We start from the raw sequence: 21889 nt of genomic DNA on the forward strand, positions 1-21889 counted from the left end.
CCAGTGGTAGAGCGGGATCAGCGATAGGCAAAGGGCCGCCACCGCACCCCGCATCCACCAGGGCCCGGCCCCGGGGCTCAAGCTCCGGGACCGGGCCCCGGCACGTCCCGCACCCCATCCCACGCCACTCCCCCCGGAACGTCCCCCGGAACGCCCCCCGCCGGCCCCCGCGCCACATCGCCCCCCGCGGGCTCCCCCGCCGCGTCGCGCCCCGCCCCGTCCCGCTCCGCCCCGTCCCGCTCCGGCCCGTCCCGCTCCGGCGCCGACCAGAGGTGGTCGAGCGTGCCGAGCACCAGGCGACAGACGTCGTCCGGCTCCGCCCCGGCCAGGGGCTCGCGGGCCACCACCGTCCGCATCAGGCCGATCCCGAGCAGCCACGCCATGGCCAGATCCGCGCGCAGCTCCCCGTCCGCCGTACCGGACAGCCCGGCCAGCGCCTTCTGGTACTCCTCGCCCAGCTCCCGCAGGGTCCCGGCCGCCTCGTCGCCCCGTCCGATGGACCGCAGGTACACCTCCAGGGAGCGGTCCCCGGTGCCGCCGCCCCCGCTGCGGGTCAGCATCGAGCGCAGGGCGGCCTCGAAGAGCTCCTCGGGCGGGGTGGCGCGCACCTGCTCCAGTCCGCCCTGGGCCAGGACCTCGGTCAGCAGTCCCTGTTTCGAGCCGAAGTAGCGGAACAGCAGCGCCTGGTTGACCCCGGCCCGCGCCGCGATGCTCCGTACCGTCGTCGCCTCGTACCCCCGCTCCGCGAACAGGTCACGGGCCGCGTCCAGCAGTCGACGGCGCGTGGCCGCGGCGTCCCGGCGGCGCTCTTGGGACGGCAGGGCGGGGGCGGACTCCATGGCGGCCTTCCTCTCGGAGCGGCCCGTCAGGATAACGGCCGTAATGCGTCGTTGACCTGCCGCACGGCCCCTCCTACCGTTGTAAGCAGCTGCTTACATATGGAGGCCGCAGTGACCACAGCAGACGTCACACCTCTCGCCTATCCCTTCAACACCGCCGCGGGGCTGGAGCTCGCGGAGGAGTACGAGCGCGTACGCGACCAGCCGGGTCTCTTACGCGTCCAGATGCCGTACGGCGAGCCGGCCTGGCTCGTCACCCGTTACGCGGACGCCCGGCTCGTCCTCGGCGACCAGCGCTTCAGCCGGGCCATGGCCGTCTCGCGCGACGAGCCCCGGCAGTCCGAGGGGCGGCGCGACAGCGGCATCCTCAGCATGGACCCGCCGGACCACACCCGGCTGCGCTCCCTGGTCGCCAAGGCGTTCACGGTCCGCCAGGTCGAGAAACTGCGCCCGCAGGTACGGAAGTTGACGTCCGAGCTGCTCGACGCCATGGAGGCGGCCGGTCAACCCGCCGATCTGGTCGACCTGTTCGCACTGCCGCTGCCGGTCGCGGTGATCTGCCGGATGCTGGGCGTGCCGACCGAGGACCGCCCGAAGTTCCGTGTGTGGAGCGATGCCGCGTTGTCGACGAGTTCGCTCACCGCCGAGGAGTTCGACCGGAACCGCGAGGAACTGCGCGCCTACATGGCCGAGTTGATCGCGCAGCACCGCGCGGAGCCGCGCGACGATCTGATGACCGCGCTGATCGAGGCCCGCGACGGCGGCGACCGTCTCTCCGAGCTCGAACTCGTCGACCTGTGCGTCGGCATCCTGGTGGCCGGGCACGAGACCACGGCCTCCCAGATCCCCAACTTCGTGCTCACCCTGCTGGACCACCCCGACCAGCTGGCCCGGCTCCGGGCCGAGCCCGAGCTGATCACGAACGCGGTCGAGGAGCTGCTGCGTTTCGTGCCGCTGGGCAGCGGTTCCGGCCAACCGCGTTACGCCACCGAGGACATCGAGGTCGGCGGAACCCTCGTCCGGGCCGGCAGCCCGGTCCTGGTCGCCGTCGGCGCGGCCAACCGCGACGCGCTGCGGTTCTCCGCCCCGGGCGTGCTGGACATCGCCCGGGAGAGCAACCAGCACCTGGGATTCGGCCACGGCGTGCACCACTGCCTGGGCGCCCCGCTGGCCCGCATGGAACTCCAGGAGGCGCTGAGCGCCCTGATCACCCGCTTCCCCGGGCTGCGGCTCGCGGGCGACGTGACCTGGAAGTCCGAGATGCTGGTGCGCGGCCCGCGCGTCATGCCGATCGGGTGGTGACCCCGATGACCACGTGGAACGTACGCGTCGACCCGGAGCTCTGCCAGGGATCGGGCATGTGCGCGGGCACGCTGCCCGAGGTGTTCGCCCTGGACGGCGAGCGGGACGGACGGGAACATGCCCGGGCCAGGACGGAGGGGGTCGAGCCGGACGAACGGCTGCTGGACGCCGCCGACATCTGCCCGGCGCTGGCGATCACCGTGCACGACGGCACGTCGGTGATCGGCCCGCGCCGCGACTGAGCACCGGAAGCGGCGGACGTACGCACGGCGACCAGGCGCCGGGGACCGCGAAAGCAAAAGTACGCGCGACGACCGAGCACCGGGGAACGGCGGACGTGTGCGCCCGGCGGCGGACGTCCACACCGGGCGGGCGGCTGCGGTTCCCGGCCCGCGCGCCCGCCCGGAGCTCAAGCCTCGACGCCCGAGCGCTCTTTCAGAGGAATGGGTGGCGGGCCCTTACCCACCCACCCTCCCTACCCCACGAATTGACGAGACGTGACCGGTTTGCCACGGACCGTGCCGACGCTCTAGCGTGCCGAACAACAAGCGACCCCTGCCGGTGCTACGAACACCGGACAGGGGTCTGACCAACTCGATCGATCGGACCTCGATCCATGGCTGTCAGCCAGCTTAACGCCGCCCCGCGTCCCCCGCACACGCCCCCGCCCGCAGCACCGCCCACGGCCTCGCGTCCGCACCCGATGGCGAACCCGGGATACGGCAAGCGCTCCGCGCCCGCTCAACTCCCCCGCACGGGACACGACTTCTCACATCTGCCGCCGCGCGAGGCGGCCATCGCGGCCTACCTCGACCGGCTGCCCGACGGGGCCGACATCTCGGTGAAGACGCTGGCCAAGGTCCTCCCGTACGGGCAGTGCGCGCTGCGGACCGCCCTCAACCGCCTCCAGCGGGAGGGCCATCTGCGACGCGGCAGCGAGTGCGTCGCCGCCGACGACGGCTGCCTGCACTGGGTGACCCGCACGTTCTTCTCCCGCACCGCGCGGGACGACGACTGGTGGGAGGCGTTCGCCCGGGGCGACGCGCCCCGGGAGCGGCCGCGGCGGCCCACCCGTTCCCGGTCGTTCGTCCTGCTGGCCGCGCTGGGGCGCACCGCGCCCTCGCTCGTCCTGTCGCAGGCCGACTGCGCGGCGCTGGAACCGCTGGTCACCGACTGGTTACGCGCGGCGCCACGGAGCCGGAGATCCTGCACGCCCTCACCGACGGCCTCCCCGCCCCCGTCCATCACCCGGCGGCCCTCGTCCGCAGGCGGCTCCTCGACAAGATCCCACCCGAACGGGTCACCCCGACTCCCCCGCGCCCGGTGCTGCGCACCCTGGAATGCGGCGAGTGCCGCGCCCCCGGCAGCCAGGAGGCCCTGATCGGCGGGCTCTGCGGCCGCTGCCGGGGCAACCCCGGCGAGCAGCCCGTCACCGCCCCGCCCGGGGCCGTCCCCGCGTCCCTCGTCCGCGACCGGATGAACGAGGTCCGGGCCGCGCTCGCCCCACATCCCGAACGCCCCTCCTCGTCGCGGCCGTGACCGAAGCGGCCCCACCCGCTCCGTCCGGCCGCGCCCCGGACGCCTCCCCGCCGCAGCCGCAGCCTGGACGCCTCTCCATCGCAGCCGCAGCCTGGACGCCTCTCCATCGCAGCCGCAGCCTGGACGCCTCTCCGCCGCAGCCGTGGTCCGGTCACGCGCCACCCGGCCAGGCCGGAGCCCGGGAGCCGTTCCCCCCAGAACCGGCCCCGGACCCGGCCGCCGCGTCAGCAGTGTCCGAAACCCGCTCCCACCTGGGAGTGGTTTGTTCCGCTTCCCGAATCCGTTCGCTACTCCACGTGTTCACCATGGCACCTGTTGTAGTGAATCGGCCCAAAGGGGAAACGACCTGTGTCCGAACCGACCCGCGAGCAGATCGCCTCGGCGCTGCGGAGCAAGCCGCCCATCGCCCTGACTCCCGGCCTCCGCCTGGACGCCGAGCCGCACGGAGCGCTTCCGTTGCCGCCCAGCACCGTGTGGGACCTGCCGGGCGGGACCGCCTGGGTGTACGACGGCGAGGGGCACCGGGGGCTCGCGCGGCCCGTGATCTTCGCCGACGGTTTCAACACCGGACCGAGCAGCCTGGACTTCTTCTGGGAGGTCATGGAGTTCGGCGACTACGCGCTCATCAGCGAGCTGCGCCGCCGGGGACACGACGTCGTCCTCCTGGGATTCCACGAGCGCAGTGCGTCGATTCTGGACAATTCCCGTACCGCGCAGGCCGCGATCAGCCGCGCGATCGGGGAACGGCAGGGCGATACGCCGCTGGCCGTGGGCGGGTTCGGCATGGGCGGCCTGATCGCCCGGCACGCGCTGGCGAAGCTGGAGCGCGAGGGCGTCGACCACCGGACCGCGCTGTACTTCTCGTACGACAGCCCGCATCGCGGCGCGTGGGTGCCGCTCGCGCTCCAGGCGTTCGCGCACTACATCCGGGTGCTCGACAGCCGGTTCTCCGACCAGATCAACAGCCCGGCCGCCCGGGAGCTGCTCTGGCGGCACGTCTCGGAGTGGGACGGGACGCCTCGGCGGAGCGAGGAGCGCACCGCGTTCCTCGAAGAGATGCGGCGCGTCGGCGAGTGGCCGCGCGGGCCGCGGCTGGTGGGCGTCGCCAACGGCGTGGCGGACGGCACCGGCACCGATGTCCGGGCCGGTGAACTCGCCCTGGAGGGAAAGGGGCCGTCGGTCATCGGCACCGAGCTCTACACCCAGGTGCCGGGCGACGACGAACTCGTGGCGAACCTGCGGGTGGTGACGCTGAAGGACGACGAGGTGCACGCGTCCGGGCTCCCGTCGGTCGACGGCGCGCCCGGCGGCTCGCTGGAGGGCTTCGGCATCCTCGCCGACGGCCTCAACGCCCTCAACCCGGTCCTCGGCTTCAAGACCGACGTCCGTATCCGCTCGCACTGCTTCGTGCCGTCCGTCAGCGCCGTCGACATCCGCGACCTGGACACGGACGAGGCGCTATACGCGGACATCTCGGCCCTGCCGCCGGAGCAGAGCGGGCTCGACGCGTTCAAGCTCGCCTCCCGCAACGGCGGCCACAGTCTCGTGACTGCGGAACTCTGCGGCTGGCTCCTCGACCAGCTTCCCTGAGGGCTGCCCCGTCGCCCCCGGGCCCATGGCCGGGAAACGACGACCCCGGAAACGACGCGCGCCCCGAAGATCGACGCGGACCCCGGAAACGACGCGGGCCCCCGGGACCGGATGGTCCCGGGGGCCCGCGCTACCGCGAGGCTGTGCCGGCGGCCGGACTGCCGATCCCGGAGGATCAGAAGTCCATGTCACCGCCCGGCATGCCGCCCGGAGCGGCCGCGGCGGCCTTCTCCGGCTTGTCGGCGATGACGGCCTCGGTGGTCAGGAACAGCGCGGCGATGGACGCGGCGTTCTGCAGGGCGGAGCGCGTGACCTTCGCCGGGTCGATGATGCCCTCGGCGATCATGTCGACGTACTCGCCGGACGCGGCGTTCAGACCGTGGCCGACGGCCAGGTTGCGCACCTTCTCCACGACGACGCCGCCCTCAAGGCCGCCGTTGACGGCGATCTGCTTGAGCGGGGCCTCCAGGGCCAGCTTGACGGCGTTGGCGCCGGTCGCCTCGTCGCCCGAGAGCTCCAGCTTCTCGAAGACGGCGGACGCCTGCAGCAGGGCCACGCCACCACCGGCGACGATGCCCTCCTCGACGGCGGCCTTGGCGTTGCGCACCGCGTCCTCGATGCGGTGCTTGCGCTCCTTCAGCTCGACCTCGGTCGCGGCGCCGGCCTTGATGACGGCCACGCCGCCGGCCAGCTTCGCGAGGCGCTCCTGGAGCTTCTCGCGGTCGTAGTCCGAGTCGGAGTTCTCGATCTCGGCACGGATCTGGTTGACGCGGCCCTGGACCTGGTCGCTGTCACCGGCGCCGTCGACGATCGTCGTCTCGTCCTTGGTGATGACGACCTTGCGGGCGCGGCCGAGCAGGTCGAGACCGGCGTTCTCCAGCTTGAGGCCGACCTCCTCGGAGATGACCTGGCCACCGGTGAGGATGGCGATGTCGCCGAGCATGGCCTTGCGGCGGTCGCCGAAGCCCGGGGCCTTGACGGCGACGGACTTGAAGGTGCCGCGGATCTTGTTGACGACCAGGGTCGACAGGGCCTCGCCCTCGACGTCCTCGGCGATGATCAGCAGCGGCTTGCCGGACTGCATGACCTTCTCCAGCAGTGGCAGGAGGTCCTTCACGCTGCTGATCTTGGAGTTGACGATCAGGATGTACGGGTCGTCCAGGGACGCCTCCATACGCTCCATGTCGGTGGCGAAGTAGGCCGAGATGTAGCCCTTGTCGAAGCGCATGCCCTCGGTGAGCTCCAGCTCCAGCCCGAAGGTCTGGGACTCCTCGACGGTGATGACGCCTTCCTTGCCGACCTTGTCCATGGCCTCGGCGATGAGCTCGCCGATCTGGGTGTCGGCGGCGGAGATGGAGGCCGTGGAAGCGATCTGCTCCTTGGTCTCCACGTCCTTGGCCTGCTCCAGGAGAGCGGCGGAGACGGCCTCGACGGCCTTCTCGATACCCCGCTTGAGAGCCATCGGGTTGGCGCCCGCGGCGACGTTGCGCAGACCCTCGCGGACGAGAGCCTGGGCCAGAACGGTGGCGGTGGTCGTACCGTCGCCGGCGACGTCGTCCGTCTTCTTGGCGACCTCCTTGACCAGCTCCGCACCGATCTTCTCGTACGGGTCCTCCAGCTCGATCTCCTTGGCGATGGACACGCCATCGTTGGTGATCGTGGGGGCGCCCCACTTCTTCTCAAGGACGACGTTGCGACCCTTGGGGCCAAGGGTGACCTTGACGGCGTCAGCGAGCTGGTTCATGCCGCGCTCGAGACCGCGCCGGGCCTCCTCGTCGAACGCGATGATCTTGGCCATGTGAAGTGGTCCTCCCGGACAGGGGTGGATTTTCTCCGGACCGAGTGGCGCCCGCGACGGACGGCCTGCGTACCCAGCGGTTCCTTGCCCCACCGGGCTCGCGGGCCTCACCGGCCCGGCCCAAGTTCTGTCACTCTCACCCGGAGAGTGCTAACGCCAATGATTAGCACTCGACCCCGTCGAGTGCAAGCGTCTCCCTCGGGATGTGGACAACCGCCGACGCCCGCGGCGCACCGGCAACGGCAGCCGGGGGACACCGGGCCCGGCGGACCCGGGGACCGGAGCCGGGAACCGGAGCCCGGGACCGGAGCCGGGGGCCGAGGCCCGGGAACGCCCCCGCGGCCGGGGCGCCGGGAGACGCACGGAGGGCCCGCCCCCGGTCCATCCCGGGGTGCGGGCCCTCCGTACGTGAGCGGTGTCTTCGGTGGCCGACCGCGCCGAACTCAGCCGACGGCGAGCTTGACCATGTCCGCCTGCGGCCCCTTCTGGCCCTGCGAGATCTCGAACTCAACTCGCTGACCCTCTTCGAGGGTGCGGTAGCCGTCCATCTGGATCGCGCTGTAGTGGACGAAAACATCCGCACCACCGTCGACCGCGATGAAGCCGTACCCCTTCTCCGCGTTGAACCACTTGACGGTGCCCTGAGCCATGCCTAACTCCCCTATTACTGGCCCTTGCGCAGGACCGCACTTCGCGGACCCGGGTCAGAACTCACCCTCCGACAGGAGAGGGTGTGTGCGCCGGAACGCGTCGACCGCGGCCGAATGTATCTGCCCAACTGCCCTCTGCAACAGGTCAATCGGACGAGAATTCCGGGCAGCACCGATCGCCCGGACCGGAGGAATTCACAGGATTCCGGGGCAAGTCGGGCCGGGCAAAGACGACTTATGGCGCATGAAGATCGCACACTTTGGCCACTTCTTATCGTGGCCAGGCGCATTCTCATTGGCGGGCGGCACGTGAAGTTGGGGGGACTTCCCCCACTCTACCGCGCTCAACCATGCAGAATTGCCCCCTCCGCTTTCTCGCGGAGAGGGCAATTCGGATAACGCCGCGGCGCCGGCGGCGGCCGGCGGACGGTGGGGATCCGTCGGCGGGCGGCCGCCGCGCGGGGAGCCTTCGGACCGTCAGCAGCCGCCCGCGACGGCGGGGATGATCGAGATCCCGGCGCCGTCCGGGGTCGCCGTCTCCAGGCCGTCCTCGAAGCGCACGTCGTCGTCGTTCACGTACACGTTCACGAAGCGGCGCAGCTTGCCCTGGTCGTCCAGGACGCGGGCGGCGATGCCCGGGTGGTTCGCCTCCAGGGACTCGATGACCTGGGAGAGGGTCGCGCCCTCGGCCGGGACCTCGGACCGGCCGCCCGTGTAGGTGCGGAGGATGGTGGGGATACGGACCTTGACGCTCATGATGGGTGTGCCTTTCTTCGGTCGCGGTGGGGATCAGGCGGTGGCGAGGCCGGCGGCGCGGAACGCGTCCAGGCTGGGGCGGATCGTCGCGGTCGCCTGCGAGGTGGCGGCCACCGCGTCCAGGGTCTTGAGGCCGTCGCCGGTGTTGAGGACGACGGTGGTCAGCGACGGGTCGAGCACCCCGTCCTCGATCAGCTTCTTCGTGACGCCGACCGTCACCCCGCCCGCCGTCTCGGCGAAGATGCCCTCGGTGCGGGCCAGCAGCTTGATCGCGTCGACGATCTGGTCGTCGTTCACGTCCTCGACCGCGCCCCCGGTGCGGCGGGCGATGTCCAGGACGTACGGGCCGTCGGCCGGGTTGCCGATCGCCAGGGACTTGGCGATGGTGTCCGGCTTCTGCGGCCGGACGACGTCGAGGCCCGCCTTGAACGCGGTGGAGACCGGGGAGCAGCCCTCGGCCTGCGCGCCGAAGATCTTGTACGGCCTGTCCTCGACCAGGCCCAGCCTGACCAGCTCCTGAAGGCCCTTGTCGATCTTCGTGAGCTGCGAGCCGGACGCGATCGGGATGACGATCTGGTCGGGCAGCCGCCAGCCGAGCTGCTCGCAGATCTCGTACGCCAGGGTCTTGGAGCCCTCGCCGTAGTACGGGCGCAGGTTGACGTTGACGAAGCCCCAGCCCTCGCCGAGCGGGTCGCCGATGAGCTCCGAGCAGAAGCGGTTGACGTCGTCGTAGTTGCCCTCGATGCCGACCAGCTCGCCGCCGTACACCGCGGCCATGACGACCTTGCCCTGCTCCAGGTCGTGCGGGATGAACACGCAGGAGCGGAAGCCTGCGCGGGCGGCGGCGGCACCCACCGCGCCGGCCAGGTTGCCGGTGGAGGAGCAGGAGAGGGTGGTGAAGCCGAAGGCGCGGGCGGCCTCGACGGCGATGGCGACGACGCGGTCCTTGAAGGAGTGCGTCGGGTTGCCGGAGTCGTCCTTGACGTACAGGCCGCCGGTGACGCCCAGCTCGCGGGCGAGGTTGTCGGCCTTGACCAGCTTGGTGAAGCCGGGGTTGAGATTGGGCTTGTCCGCGACGTCGGCGGGCACCGGCAGCAGCGGGGCGTAACGCCAGATGCTGTTCGGCCCGGCCTCGATGCGCTTCCTCAGCTCCTCCGGGGAACCGGTCGGCAGGTCGTACGCCACTTCGAGCGGCCCGAAACAGGAGACGCAGGCGAAGATCGGCCCGAGCGGGAAACGCTCGCCGCACTCGCGGCAGGAGAGCGCCGCGGCGGGTCCGAGGTCGACGGAGGCGGAGGCGCCGGAAGCGGCGTCGGCGGAAGAAGCGGTGTTCGCTGAAGCGGTCGCAGCGGTCTGCACGGCCATGATGGCGGAGGCCCTTTCTCCTCATCTTTCCCGTGACGCGTTTCGCCACGAGCCGGAATTGGCACCTTCCCCACCGTGACCTCGCGGTCGGCAGGAGGGTTGCCGGGACTTCAACGGGCCGTTCCCTCTGTCCCTCTGGATGAGCGCTATGGCACTGGAGGCGTGCTCCAGGCGTTTGTCGGCGGACCGACCCCGGCATGTGACCGGCGTCCGCGTTGTTCAAGACTGTAACCGAAGTACGGGACCGCCGAGACAGTGGTCCGAACCGCGAGATTGATCACATACAGGGAGTGCCGAGCGTGCTGGAAGAGGTCGAACGCTGGCTGACCAGGCGTTCCTGGTCGGTCGCCGACCGCCCGCTGGACCGCCTCCTGGCCGCCAAGGCGAGGGACCCGAGGCGCGGGAGCGTGAGCGTCGTCCTGCCGGCGCTGAACGAGGAGGCGACGGTCGGCGATATCGTCGCGACGATCCGGCGCGAGCTGATGGAGAAGGCCCCGCTGGTCGACGAGCTCGTGGTGATCGACTCCGGTTCCACCGACGCCACCGCGAAGGCCGCCCGGGAGGCGGGCGCCCGGGTGGTGCACCGGGACGAGATACTCCCCCGGATGCCCGCCGTGCCCGGCAAGGGCGAGGTGCTGTGGCGGTCGCTCCTGGTGACCAGCGGGGACATCGTCTGCTTCGTCGACGCCGATCTGCGGGACTTCTCGGCGGACTTCGTCTCCGGCATCGTCGGCCCGCTGCTGACCGACCCGGACCTGCGGTTCGTCAAGGCGATGTACGACCGGCCGTTCGGGGACGCGCCCGGTGAGCCCGGCTCCGGCGGGGCCGCGGGCCAGGGAGGACGGGTCACGGAGCTGGTCGCCCGGCCGCTGCTCAACCTGCACTGGCCCCGGCTGGCCGGATTCGTGCAGCCGCTGGGCGGCGAGTACGCGGCGCGCCGCTCCCTGCTCGAACAGCTGCCCTTCCCCGTCGGGTACGGGGTGGAGCTGGGCCTGCTCGTCGACGCGCTGCACACGGTGGGGCTGGACGCGCTGGCCCAGGTCGACGTGGGGGTGCGCAGGCACCGCCACCAGGACGGGCAGGCGCTGGGCCGGATGGCGGCGGCGATCTACCGGACCGCCCAGCTCCGGCTGTCCCGGGGGCATCTGGTGCGCCCCGAGCTGACCCAGTTCGAGCGCGGCGAGGACGGCTTCGTGCCGCGCACCCACGCGGTGGACACGGAGGAGCGGCCGCCGATGCGCGAGATCGAGGAGTACGTCGCCCGGCGCGCGGCATGACGTGACCGGGCGTCGCGGCATGACGTGCCCCGGTGCGCGGCGTGACGTGACCGGCGTCGGCGCGTGGGCCGGAGCGCGGCGTGACGTGACCGGCGTCGGCGCGTGGGCCGGGGCGCGATGTGCCGTGATCGGGCGCAGGCGCGTGGGCCGGGGCGAACGTGCGGGGGTACGCGGCGGACGCGCCGCGTGACAGGGCCGCGCCCCGGCGTGCGCCCGGGGCCCGCGGTCCGGGGACGGCCGACTTCGCACGTTTGGGCGGTTCGCGATCGGGCTAGATTCCGCAACATGGTCTCCGAGCACGAAGCCCCGTCCGAAGCCCGGTCCCAGACCCGGTCCGGGACCGGGGACGCCGTCCGGTCCGCCGGGGACGCGTCCGTACCGCCGTCGTCCTCCGCCCAGGTCCTCGTCGCGTCGAACCGGGGCCCCGTGTCGTACACCCTGGAGACGGACGGCTCGCTGGAGGCGAGGCGCGGCGGGGGCGGGCTGGTCTCCGGGCTGAGCGCCGTCGAGGACAAGCTGTGGGTGTGCGCCGCGCTGGGCGACGGGGACCGGGAGGCGGTCCGGCGCGGGGTCGGCGAGCCGGGCGTGCGGATGCTCGACATCGACGCCGCCGTCCACGCGGACGCGTACAACGGCATCGCGAACTCGGTGCTCTGGTTCGTCCACCACATGCTGTACCAGACCCCGCTGGAGCCGGTCTTCGACGCGGAGTTCCGGCGGCAGTGGGCCTCCTTCGAGACGTACAACCGGGCCTTCGCCGAGGCGCTGGCGGAGGGGGCGGGCCGGAGCGCGGCGGTCCTGGTGCAGGACTACCACCTGGCGCTGGTGCCCGGCATGCTCCGGGAGCTCCGCCCCGACCTGCGGATCGGGCACTTCTCGCACACCCCGTGGGCACCGGCGGACTACTTCCGGCTGCTCCCCGACGACATCGCCGAGCAGCTGCTGCGCGGCATCCTGGGCGCCGACCGCGCGTGCTTCCTCACCCGGCGCTGGGCGGACGCGTTCACCGACTGCTGCGCGCGGATCCTGGGCGGCACCGGGCGGACCAGGATCGGGGTGCACGGGCTGGGCGCGGACGCCGAGTTCCTGCGCCGGCGCGCGCACGAGGCGGACGTGGAGGAACGGATGGCCGCGCTGCGCGAGCAGATCGGCCCCGGACGGAGGACGATCGTACGGGTGGACCGGACGGAGCTGTCCAAGAACATCGTGCGGGGCCTGCTGGCGTACCGCGCGCTCCTCGACGAACGGCCCGAGTGGCGCGAACGCGTCGTGCACGTCGCGTTCGCCTATCCCTCGCGGCAGGACCTGGCCGTGTACCGCGACTACACCGCCGAGGTCCGGCGGGTCGCGGACGAGATCAACGAGGCGTACGGCACGGCGGCGTGGACGCCGGTCGTCCTGCACGTCAAGGACGACTTCGCCCGCTCGCTCGCCGCGTACCGGCTGGCCGACGTGGCGCTCGTCAACCCGATCCGCGACGGCATGAACCTGGTCGCCAAGGAGGTCCCGGTCGTCTCCGACCACGGCTGCGCGCTGGTGCTGTCGCGGGAGGCGGGGGCGTACGAGGAGCTGGGCGGCGACGCGGTCGTGGTGAACCCGTACGACGTGTCCGCCACCGCGCGGGCGCTGCATGAGGCGCTGACGCTGGCCGACCACGAACGGGCCGCGCGCACGGAACGGCTGGCCGCGGCGGCGGTGGCGCTGCCGCCGCAGCAGTGGTTCCTGGACCAGTTGAACGCGCTGCGCGACTGACGCCCCGGGCGGGGAGCGAGGCGGGCGGTCCCGGGCGGCCGGGGCCGGGCACGGCCGGCGGAACGGTCGCGGACGGCCGGGACGATCGGGGTGCCCCCGCTGCGGACTCTGTCCCCGCCGCTGTCTCTGCCTCTGCCCTTGCCTCCGCCTCTGTCCCTGCCTCTCCCGCCTCTGCCCTCTGGCTCGGCCCCCGGGTGACGGCTCAGAGGCGGGCGGCCAGGGCCGCCAGGTAGCGTACGACGGCGGCCGGGCCGTCCAGGATGAGGTCGGCGCGGTCGGCCAGTTCGGTCACCTCGGCGCTGCCGCTGCAGATCAGCAGGCCGGGGATGTCGTCGGGGCCGTCGGGGCCGCCGGTTCTTGCGGCACTTTCGGCTCTCGCGGCGCTTCCGGCGCTTCCGGCGCTTCCGGCGCGGAGTTTCTCGACGGTCGCGTACGCGGCGAGGTCGCCCAGGTCGTCGCCCGCGTAGAGGACGGACTCGGCGCTCGTCTCGCGCAGGTGGCGCGCGAGCGCGACGCCCTTGTCCATGCCGGGCGGGCGCAGTTCCAGGACCAGACGGCCGGGTTCGACGATCAGTCCGTGCCGGGCGGCGAGCTCCCCGAGGGGTTCGCGCAGGGCGTCGAAGGCGCCCTGCGGATCGGCGGCGCGGCGGGTGTGGACGGCGAGCGCCCGGCCCTTCTCCTCGATCCAGGTGCCGCGCCAGGCGCCGTGCCGGTCGAGCACTCCGGACAGTTCGGCGCGGGCCGCGGCCACGCCGGGGTGCGGGGCGGGGGCGTGGACGGCGCCGGTGGCGGCGTCCCAGCGTTCGGCTCCGTAGTGGCCGAGGACGACGAGGTGGTCGAGGCCCGCGACTCCGGCGAAGCCGCCGTACCGGACCGCGGCGTCGGGCGGGCGGCCGGTGATCACGGCGACGGAAGCCACTTTCGGGGCGAGCGCGGCGAGGGCGTCGACGGCGCCGGGGTGGGCGCGGGCCTGGTCCGGATCGGGAACGATGTCGGCGAGCGTCCCGTCGAAGTCGAGCGCGACGACGGCGCGCTCGGGACGGGCGAGGATCGCGGCGAGGGCCTCGCGGCCGGCCGGGGTGGTGGGGGTCGGGAACTCGGACGGGTTCGCGCTCGGCGCGGGTGCGTGCGGGTTGCTGCCCATGGGGCGAGCCTATAGCGGCGGGACGGGACGGGTGCGCCGCGTGTGGGACGCCGTCCGCCGGGCGGGGTACGGGGCCGGATCAGCGGCGGCCGCGGCGCGCGTCCCGGAGGCGGCGCAGGCGCTTCACCGTCACCGGGTCCGCCTTCAGGGCCCGTACGTCGTCGAGGAGCGCGTTCAGCAGCTGGTAGTAGCGCGTGGGCGAGATGCCGAGCCGTTCGCGGATGGCCCGCTCCTTGGCCCCGGGACCGGCCCACGACCGGCGCTCGACGGCGAGCACGGCACGTTCCCGTTCGGAGAGGCCGGAGGGCGCCCCGGGGCCGGAAGCGGAAGCGGGGCCGGAAGTGGAAGCGGGCTGTGCCGGTGGCCCGGCAGGGCCGTCGGCCGGTCCGGCCGGGCGGGCCGGGTCGTCGGGGCCGTGCTCGGGGGTGGTCATATCAGCCAACATAACGCCCGGCCGAAAGACCGCCATCCCCGCTGGTACGCCACCCCGCCGTTCCGCCGCTCCTCCGCCACCCCTCCGTTCCGCCGCCCGCTGCCCGCTGTTCCGCCGCTCCTCCGTTCCGCTGCCCCGCCGTTCCGCTACTCCGTGGCCTCCGCCTTCGCCGCGTCCTGCGCGATCCGGCCCAGCACGCCCGCGGGGCTCCCGTCCGGCGCGACCGCCTTGCCGATGTTCTCCTTGATCGACTCGTTGACGCGGGCCCAGGACGTCTTCCCGTACGGGTAGAACTCGGCGTTCGGCAGCGCGGTCAGGAACTTCCGCAGCGGCTCGTGCGCGGCGTCGGACTCCATCGCGGCGGAGGCGCTGCCGGTGACCGGCAGCATGTCGTACCGGTCGGCGAAGTCGATGACGTTCTTGTCGTCGAAGAGGTACTCGAAGAACTTGCCCAGCTGCGCCCGGTGCCCGCGCTGCTTGAAGCCCATGACCCAGTCCGCGACGCCCACCGGGCTCTTGCCGGGCCCCTCGGTGCCGGGCAGCGGCACCATGCCGACGGAGACGCCGTTCTTCCTCGCCTCCCGCATCAGCGTCGGATGGCCGTTCAGCATGCCGACCTCGCCCCGCGTGAACGCGGCGAACGCCTTGCCCCGGTCGAGCTCGCCGGGGGCGACCGGGCCCACCAGGTCCTTGTCGACCAGGTTCTTCTTCAGCCAGTCGAAGGTCCGGACGTTCTCGGCCGAGTCGAACGCGTACGAGCCGGAGTCGTCCATATAGCCGCCGCCCCCGCTGAGCAGCCACATCATCGTCTCGCCCTGGGCCTCCTCCGGGCCCAGCGGCAGCGCGAAGGGGTACGTCACACCGTGCTGCTTCAGCGCCGCCGCGTCGTCGCGGATGTCGTCCCAGGTCTGCGGGGCGGACAGGCCGGCGTCGGCGAACAGCTTCTTGTTGTAGAAGAGCAGCCGGGTGCTGGCCACGAACGGCAGCCCGTACTGGGTGCGGTCCAGGCTGCCCGCGTCGGTCAGGCGCGGCAGGAAGTTGGCCTGGGTGCGGATGGACAGCAGCTGGTCGGCCCGGTAGAGCGCGCCCTTCTTCGCGTAGTCGGCGTAGGAGCCGATCTGGGCGATGTCGGGCGCCTCCCCGTTCTTCACCATCGAGGCGACCTGGCGGTCGATGTCCTTCCAGGAGTAGACGCTGACGTCGACCTTGATGCCGGGGTGGGACGCCTCGAAGCCCTTCACGACCCCGTTCCAGTACTTCTCGGAACTGTCGGCCGCGCCCGTGCCATAGTCCGCCGCGACGAGCCGGAGGGTCACGTTCCCCGAACCGTCTCCCCCGCCGCAGCCCGCGAGCGCCGCCGTCATCCCCAGCGCGACCGCAGCCGCCGCCATCCCCAAGTAACGCCGCCGCACAGCACAGTTCCGTTCTCGCGAAAGCCCTCCGACGAGCTTTGATCCTTCCGGGTCGGCCGCCGAAGGTCTACACCAAAGACTTATCACTTTCGCAACAGCCTTTTTCACACGCCCGGTTGACGCGTCAGGGGCCGCCGCGTGATTCACCTTGAGCGTTCAACTCGCCGTGCACACAAGGCACTTGATCGTGGCTGCGAAGTGGAGCGGGCACGCGACCGGGGCGCGACCGGCATGCGACGGAACCGGCAGGCGGCCGATGGCGGAGGCGCGACGCGGGCACACGTGTGACGGAGTGCGGGTGCGGCGGGCCCGAGTGCCCGATGGATGCCGTCGCATGTCATGGGCACGCTTTTGTATAGATCCGTAACAAACCGGAAGAGTGGACTAGACCTATTGGGGTTCTCGGGCGAGACTGTTTCCCGTGAAACACGTCATCGCCCTCGATGTGGGCGGCACCGGAATGAAGGCCGCACTGGTCGGAGCCGACGGCACTCTGCTGTACGAGGCGCGGCGCGCCACCGGCCGGGAGCGCGGCCCCGACGCCGTCGTGGAGTCGATCCTCACCTTCGCCGCGGACCTGCGCGCGCACGGCGAGGAGCACCTCGGCGAGAGCGCCGTCGCGGCCGGTGTCGCCGTGCCCGGCATCGTCGACGCAGAGAACGGCATCGCGGTCTACGCCTCGAACCTGGGCTGGCGCGACGTGCCGATGCGGCGGCTGCTGGGCGAGCGGCTCGGCGGCGTCCCCGTCGCGCTCGGCCACGACGTGCGCACCGGTGGACTCGCGGAGGGCCGGATCGGCGCGGGCCGGGGCACCGACCGCTTCCTCTTCCTGCCGCTGGGCACGGGGATCGCCGGAGCCATCGGCATCGCGGGCGCCATCGAGTCGGGGGCGCATGGATACGCGGGCGAGATCGGCCACATCGTGGTCCGCCCGGACGGCCCCGCCTGCGGCTGCGGGCAGCGCGGCTGCCTGGAGACCCTGGCGTCGGCCTCCGCGGTGACCCGGGCCTGGGCCGCCGCGTCCGGCGACCCGGAGGCGGACGCGGCGGACTGCGCCAAGGCCGTCGAGGCGGGCGAACCCGCGGCCGTGGCGGTCTGGCAGGACGCCGTCGACGCGCTCGCCGCCGGGCTGGTCACCGCCGTCACGCTGCTCGACCCCCGCATGCTCATCATCGGTGGCGGACTCGCCGAGGCGGGGGAAACGTTGTTCACACCGCTCCGTGCGGCCGTCGAGGAACGCGTCACGTTCCAGAAACTGCCCCACATCGTCCCGGCGGCCCTCGGGGACACCGCCGGATGCCTGGGCGCAGGGCTGCTCGCCTGGGATCTTCTCTCCACGGAGGTGACCGCCTGATGGCCGGACGCGCTGACAGCACGGTTCTCGCAGGTGCCCGGGTGGTGCTTCCCACCGGGACCGTCGAGAACGGACGGGTGATCGTCGAGGGCTCCCGGATCGCCGGCGCGGCGCCCGAGGACGCCCGGACCGTCGATCTGAGCGGCCACTGGCTGGTCCCCGGCTTCGTCGACATGCACAACCACGGCGGCGGCGGCGCGTCCTTCACCTCCGGCACGGTGGACGAGGTCCTCACCGGCATCCGCACCCACCGCGAGCACGGCACCACTACGCTGGTCGCCTCCACGGTCACCGGCGAACTGGACTTCCTCGCACAGCGGGCCGGGGTCCTCTCCGAACTGGTCGAGCAGGGAGACCTGGCCGGCATCCACTTCGAGGGGCCGTTCATCTCACCGTGCCGCAAGGGCGCGCACAGCGAGGACCTGCTGCGCCACCCGGACCCGGCCGAGGTCCGCAAGCTGATGGACGCGGCGCGCGGCACCGCCAGGATGTTCACCCTCGCCACCGAACTCCCCGGCGGCATCGAGTCGGTGCGGCTGCTCGCCGAGCACGGCGTGATCGCCGCGATCGGCCACACGGACGCCACGTACGAGCAGACCGTGGCGGCGATCGACGCGGGCGCCACCGTCGCCACCCACCTGTACAACGCGATGCCGCCGCTGGCCCATCGCGCGCCGGGCCCGATCGCCGCCCTGCTGGAGGACGAGCGGGTCACCGTCGAGCTGATCAACGACGGCACGCATCTGCACCCCGCCGCCCTGGAGCTGGCGTACCACCACGCGGGCGCGGGCCGCGTCGCGCTGATCACGGACGCCATGGACGCGGCCGGTTTCGGCGACGGGCGCTACCAGCTCGGCCCGCTCGCGGTCGAGGTCAAGGACGGCGTCGCACGGCTGGTCGAGGGCAACTCGATCGCCGGTTCCACACTCACCCTGGACACCGCGTTCCACCGGGCCGTGACCGTCGACCGGATCCCGGTCGAGGACGTGGTGCAGTCCATCTCCGCCAACCCGGCCCGGCTGCTCGGGGTGTACGACCGGGTCGGCTCGCTCGAACCGGGCAAGGACGCCGACCTGGTGGTGCTGGACGCGGACTTCACGCTCAAGGGCGTCATGCGCAAGGGCGAATGGATCAGCAAGCCCTGGTCCGACTGACGACGGGCCGATCCCGCCGCCCGCACCGGCCGTTCGCGGTCACCCGCGACCGGGTGCGACCGGGTGCGACCGGGTGCGGCCTGCGTGCCGTGGGGTGCCGCGCTTGCGCCCCCCACCGCCCCACCGCCGTCTCCGCCGACGACGGCTGTTCGAGCGTCGCCGACCGCCGTCCACGGCGTGTGGCACGCGCGGCGCGTTGCATACGTAACGAAGAGACGGCGGTTGGTCCCGGGGTCTGGGCCGACCGCCGTCTCTTTGACATGATCGTCCCCAAGACGGGCGGCCCGAACGCCCGGAAACAGGCAGAGAAAGCGCATTCCATTCCGAGGAATCGCGCTCCAGGCAGGGATCGAGGGAGCGGCCGCGGTGATCCTCACGGTCACACTCAATACGGCACTCGACCTGACGTACGGCGTCCCGGAACTCGTCCCGCACGCCAGCCACCGCGTCAGCGACATCTCCGAGCGCCCGGGGGGCAAGGGCCTCAACGTGGCCCGGGTGCTCTCCGCCCTCGGCCACGAAACGGTGGTCACGGGCTTCGCCGGGGGCGCGACCGGGGCGGTGCTGCGCGAGCTGCTGGCCGGGCTGTCGCCCCGGGGCGGCGGGCCCGTCGGCGCCGGGACCGCCCCCGCGCCGATCGGCGACGCCCTCGTCGAGGTCGCCGGGAACACCCGCCGCACCATCGCCGTCGTCGACCGGGCCACCGGCGACACCACCCAGCTCAACGAGCCCGGCCCGGTCGTCGGGGCCGAGGAGTGGGCCGCCCTGCTCGTCCGGTACGAGGAACTCCTCGTCGGCGCCGACGCCGTGGCCCTCTGCGGCAGCCTGCCGCCCGGCATCCACGTCGGGGCCTACGCGGAACTGATCCGCGCGGCGCGCGCCGCCGGCGTCCCCGTGCTGCTGGACACCAGCGGCGAGCCGCTGCGCCGCGGCATCGCCGCCCGCCCCGATCTGATCAAGCCGAACGCCGACGAACTCGCCCAGCTCACCGGCTCCCGCGACCCGCTGCGCGCCACCCGCGACGCCCGCCGCCGCGGCGCGCACGCGGTCGTCGCCTCGCTCGGCCCGGACGGCATGCTGGCGGTCACCCCGGACGGCGTCTGGCAGGCGTCCCCGCCCGCCAGGGTCCGGGGCAACCCGACCGGCGCGGGCGACTCCGCGGTGGCCGGGCTGCTGTCCGGCCTCGTCGAGGGACTGGGCTGGCCGGACCGGCTGCGGCGGGCGGTGGCGCTGTCGACGGCGACCGTGCTGTCCCCGACCGCCGGTGACTTCGACCGCGCGGTGTACGAGGAGCTGCTGCCCCGCGTCGGCGTCGAGGAGCACCCGCCGGCCGGCTGAGCCGCAGGAACAGAAGCCGAAGCAGCACCACCCGCAAGAGCAACAGAGGTCAGCATGCCGCTCGTCAGCACCGGTGAACTCGTCTCCGCCGCCCAGGCCGAGGGACGCGGGATCGCCGCCTTCAATGTCATCACGCTGGAGCACGCGGAGGCCATCGCGGCCGGTGCGGAGCGTGCCGGGGCGCCCGCCGTCCTGCAGATATCCGAGAACGCCGTGAAGTTCCACGGCGGGCGGCTCTCCCCCGTCGCCGCCGCGGCCGCCGCCGTCGCCCGCGCCTCCGCCGCCCCGCTCGCCCTCCACCTCGACCACGTCGAGTCCGTGGACCTGCTGCGCCAGGCGCACACGGAGGGCTTCGGCTCGGTGATGTTCGACGCCTCCAAACTCGGCTACGAGGAGAACGTGCGGGCCACGGCCGAGGCGGTGGCCTGGGGCCATGAGCACGGCATCTGGATCGAGGCCGAACTCGGCAAGGTCGGCGGCAAGGAGGGCGAGCCCCCGCTCGACGCCCACGCCCCCGGCGTCCGCACCGACCCGGCCGAGGCCGCCGCGTACGTCCACGACACCGGCGTGGACGCGCTGGCGGTCGCGGTCGGCTCCTCGCACGCCATGACCGAGCGCACCGCCGCCCTGGACCACGAGCTGATCGGCCGGCTGCGCGACGCGGTCCCGGTGCCGCTGGTGCTGCACGGCTCCAGCGGCGTCCCGGACGACGAGATCCGCCGGGCCGTCGCCTCCGGCATGGTCAAGATCAACGTGGGCACGGCGCTCAACACCGCGTTCACCGGCGCGGTGCGGGCCTACCTGGCCGAGAACGCCACGGGCGTGGACCCGCGCAAGTACATCGCGCCGGGCCGTGAGGCGATGGCGGCGACGGTGGCGGGCTTCCTCGCCCTGATGGGCTGACCGCCGCACACGGCGCATCCGCGCGCCGAACGACGGGGTCTTCTCGCTCCAGGCCCGTCGCGGGGCCGGACTGCCGACGGACCGGCCCGCGACGAGCGGGCCTTCGCGCGGTGGGGAGCAACGGACGCCGCACCGGTCGGCGCAGAAAAAAGCGACCTCTCCCGGGTTCGGACACCGGGAGAGGTCGCAGGGCGTCGGCCCTCGACGGGCTACCCCTTACCAGGGGTGACTTCCAGCCAGTCCAGGATCACGTCGCACTGATTCCCCTCCTGGCACGAGATGCTGATCTCGTTCTCGCCCTTGACCAGGTCGACGGGCGCCCAGGTGGTCTGCCAGTTCTTCTCCCAGTTCGGGTCGGAGGAGGAGATGAAGTTCTTGAGACCGATGGGCTGCGAATTCGGCTTCCCGTTCACCGCCAGCGTCGCATTGGCGTCCTTGGCGGGAATCGCGTAGCGCACCGTCAGGCGGTACTTGCCGCCCTCCGCTATCGCCGCCTTCCACGTCACGGACGACCCGACCGCGTTGAAGCCGGTGACGTACGAGCCGTTCGGACCTTCCGCGCCTTCGACCGACTGGTCGACGGCCGCCGTGCCGCCGAGCTTCAGCGTCGCCGCGTCCTGCTTGGGGAGCTCGGCCGGGGCCTCGGCGCTGGTGGTGGGCTTGGGCTGCGGGGACTCCTCGACCTGGTCGGCGGGGCTCTGCGAGGAGGTGGCATCGTCCTTCTTCGGGTCCTTCTTGCCCTGGTCGCTCATCAGCATGACGCCGATGCCGACGAGCACGATCAGGACCACCGCGACCGCGCCGATCAGCAGGCCCTTGGTGTTCGGGCCGCCCTTGCCGGAGCCGCCGGGTCCGACGGGCGGGCCGGCCTGCTGCGGGACGTGTCCGGCGGGGCCGCCGGGGTAGGTCTCCGGGGCCGCGTACTGGGCGTTCGGGCGGCCGTACGGCTGCTGCGGCGGCACCTGCTGCCCGTACTGGCGCTCGCCGACGGCCCGCACCTGGTTGTACGAGGTCCGGGGCACACCGGGCTGCGGGGCCACCGGGGGGTAGCCGTAACCGCCCTGCCGCGGCGACTGCGCGCCCGACGCCTGCCCGTCCTGGTACAGGTAGCCGAACGGATCGTCGTCCTCGGGCGTGTTTGCGCCGTTGTTCCCGGCCGTCATTCCCTGGTCACTCCTCACCATCTCGCCAGCCGTCGCCGTGTTTCGCCAGCCGTGGCCGACCGGGCGAGCCTACCTCGAACGAGCCACGTCAAGAATTGCCGTCATGGCCCCCGGGAAGCG

18 protein-coding genes, 1 pseudogene and 1 riboswitch are annotated in these 21889 nt (G+C 72.5%); of the genes and pseudogenes, 10 read left to right on the plus strand and 9 right to left on the minus strand.

Annotated elements, in window-relative coordinates; translation table 11 throughout:
* Positions 1-77: 77 nt before the first annotated feature.
* Positions 78-839, minus strand: a complete 762-nt coding sequence (locus WA762_RS10765; protein WP_335935146.1) for a TetR/AcrR family transcriptional regulator — start codon at positions 837-839, stop codon at positions 78-80.
* A 111-nt stretch (positions 840-950) separates the two neighbouring features.
* Here WA762_RS10765 and WA762_RS10770 point away from each other — a divergent pair, with 111 nt between their 5' ends.
* The 4 genes and pseudogenes from WA762_RS10770 (at position 951) to WA762_RS10785 (ending at position 5270) form a co-directional block, all read left to right on the plus strand.
* Complete coding sequence (locus WA762_RS10770) at positions 951-2141, plus strand: cytochrome P450 (protein WP_335935148.1); 1191 nt, start codon at positions 951-953, stop codon at positions 2139-2141.
* Between the two features lie 5 nt (positions 2142-2146).
* Entirely contained in the window at positions 2147-2383 is a 237-nt protein-coding gene (locus WA762_RS10775) for a ferredoxin (RefSeq protein ID WP_335935150.1), read from the plus strand.
* Between the two features lie 461 nt (positions 2384-2844).
* Positions 2845-3680: pseudogene (locus WA762_RS10780) on the plus strand (hypothetical protein).
* Between the two features lie 348 nt (positions 3681-4028).
* A complete protein-coding gene (locus WA762_RS10785) occupies positions 4029-5270 on the plus strand; it encodes an esterase/lipase family protein (protein ID WP_335935152.1) in 1242 nt (413 codons plus the stop codon).
* Between the two features lie 175 nt (positions 5271-5445).
* On the opposite strand, the gene groL is transcribed toward WA762_RS10785, so the two are convergent.
* The 4 genes from groL to thrC all read right to left on the minus strand — a co-directional run bounded on the left by groL (position 5446) and on the right by thrC (position 9839).
* Entirely contained in the window at positions 5446-7068 is a 1623-nt protein-coding gene (groL, locus tag WA762_RS10790) for a chaperonin GroEL (protein ID WP_335935154.1), read from the minus strand.
* A 443-nt stretch (positions 7069-7511) separates the two neighbouring features.
* Entirely contained in the window at positions 7512-7718 is a 207-nt protein-coding gene (locus WA762_RS10795; RefSeq protein ID WP_003967346.1) for a cold-shock protein, read from the minus strand.
* Positions 7719-8195: 477 nt separating this feature from the next.
* Positions 8196-8474, minus strand: coding sequence for a ubiquitin-like small modifier protein 1 (locus WA762_RS10800; protein WP_335935183.1), 279 nt, complete (start codon positions 8472-8474; stop codon positions 8196-8198).
* A 33-nt stretch (positions 8475-8507) separates the two neighbouring features.
* Positions 8508-9839, minus strand: a complete 1332-nt coding sequence (gene thrC / locus WA762_RS10805) for a threonine synthase (RefSeq protein ID WP_335935184.1) — start codon at positions 9837-9839, stop codon at positions 8508-8510.
* Between the two features lie 18 nt (positions 9840-9857).
* Positions 9858-9985: riboswitch (SAM riboswitch) on the minus strand.
* Positions 9986-10138: 153 nt separating this feature from the next.
* Between thrC and WA762_RS10810 the strand changes: the two genes are divergently transcribed.
* Both WA762_RS10810 and WA762_RS10815 read left to right on the plus strand, forming a co-directional pair.
* Positions 10139-11116 carry a glucosyl-3-phosphoglycerate synthase gene (locus WA762_RS10810; RefSeq protein WP_335935186.1) on the plus strand — a complete coding sequence of 326 codons (978 nt, stop codon included), beginning with the start codon at positions 10139-10141 and terminating at the stop codon, positions 11114-11116.
* A gap of 285 nt (positions 11117-11401) precedes the next feature.
* Positions 11402-12868 carry an alpha,alpha-trehalose-phosphate synthase (UDP-forming) gene (locus WA762_RS10815; protein ID WP_335935188.1) on the plus strand — a complete coding sequence of 489 codons (1467 nt, stop codon included), beginning with the start codon at positions 11402-11404 and terminating at the stop codon, positions 12866-12868.
* Positions 12869-13070: 202 nt separating this feature from the next.
* On the opposite strand, the gene otsB is transcribed toward WA762_RS10815, so the two are convergent.
* The 3 genes from otsB to WA762_RS10830 all read right to left on the minus strand — a co-directional run bounded on the left by otsB (position 13071) and on the right by WA762_RS10830 (position 15836).
* The gene (gene otsB / locus WA762_RS10820) at positions 13071-14012 is read right to left on the minus strand and encodes a trehalose-phosphatase (protein WP_335935190.1); all 942 of its coding nucleotides are present in this window, start codon (positions 14010-14012) and stop codon (positions 13071-13073) included.
* Positions 14013-14091: 79 nt separating this feature from the next.
* Positions 14092-14445 carry a DUF3263 domain-containing protein gene (locus tag WA762_RS10825; RefSeq protein WP_335935192.1) on the minus strand — a complete coding sequence of 118 codons (354 nt, stop codon included), beginning with the start codon at positions 14443-14445 and terminating at the stop codon, positions 14092-14094.
* Between the two features lie 146 nt (positions 14446-14591).
* Complete coding sequence (locus tag WA762_RS10830; protein WP_335935414.1) at positions 14592-15836, minus strand: ABC transporter substrate-binding protein; 1245 nt, start codon at positions 15834-15836, stop codon at positions 14592-14594.
* A 442-nt stretch (positions 15837-16278) separates the two neighbouring features.
* On the opposite strand from WA762_RS10830, the gene WA762_RS10835 reads away from it, so the two are divergent.
* From WA762_RS10835 to WA762_RS10850, 4 genes are all read left to right on the plus strand, one after another.
* The gene (locus tag WA762_RS10835) at positions 16279-17211 is read left to right on the plus strand and encodes an ROK family protein (protein WP_335935194.1); all 933 of its coding nucleotides are present in this window, start codon (positions 16279-16281) and stop codon (positions 17209-17211) included.
* A complete protein-coding gene (gene nagA, locus WA762_RS10840) occupies positions 17211-18365 on the plus strand; it encodes an N-acetylglucosamine-6-phosphate deacetylase (RefSeq protein WP_335935196.1) in 1155 nt (384 codons plus the stop codon). The genes WA762_RS10835 and nagA overlap by 1 nt, the downstream gene beginning before the upstream one ends.
* A 366-nt stretch (positions 18366-18731) precedes the next feature.
* The gene (locus WA762_RS10845; protein ID WP_335935198.1) at positions 18732-19703 is read left to right on the plus strand and encodes a 1-phosphofructokinase family hexose kinase; all 972 of its coding nucleotides are present in this window, start codon (positions 18732-18734) and stop codon (positions 19701-19703) included.
* Between the two features lie 54 nt (positions 19704-19757).
* Positions 19758-20606, plus strand: coding sequence for a class II fructose-bisphosphate aldolase (locus WA762_RS10850; RefSeq protein WP_335935200.1), 849 nt, complete (start codon positions 19758-19760; stop codon positions 20604-20606).
* A 209-nt stretch (positions 20607-20815) separates the two neighbouring features.
* On the opposite strand, the gene WA762_RS10855 is transcribed toward WA762_RS10850, so the two are convergent.
* Positions 20816-21769, minus strand: a complete 954-nt coding sequence (locus WA762_RS10855; RefSeq protein ID WP_335935201.1) for a CBM35 domain-containing protein — start codon at positions 21767-21769, stop codon at positions 20816-20818.
* Between the last annotated feature and the right edge of the window lie 120 nt (positions 21770-21889).

Origin of the sequence: Streptomyces tyrfis, from assembly GCF_037034285.1 — a bacterium.
Taxonomy (GTDB): Bacteria; Actinomycetota; Actinomycetes; order Streptomycetales; family Streptomycetaceae; genus Streptomyces.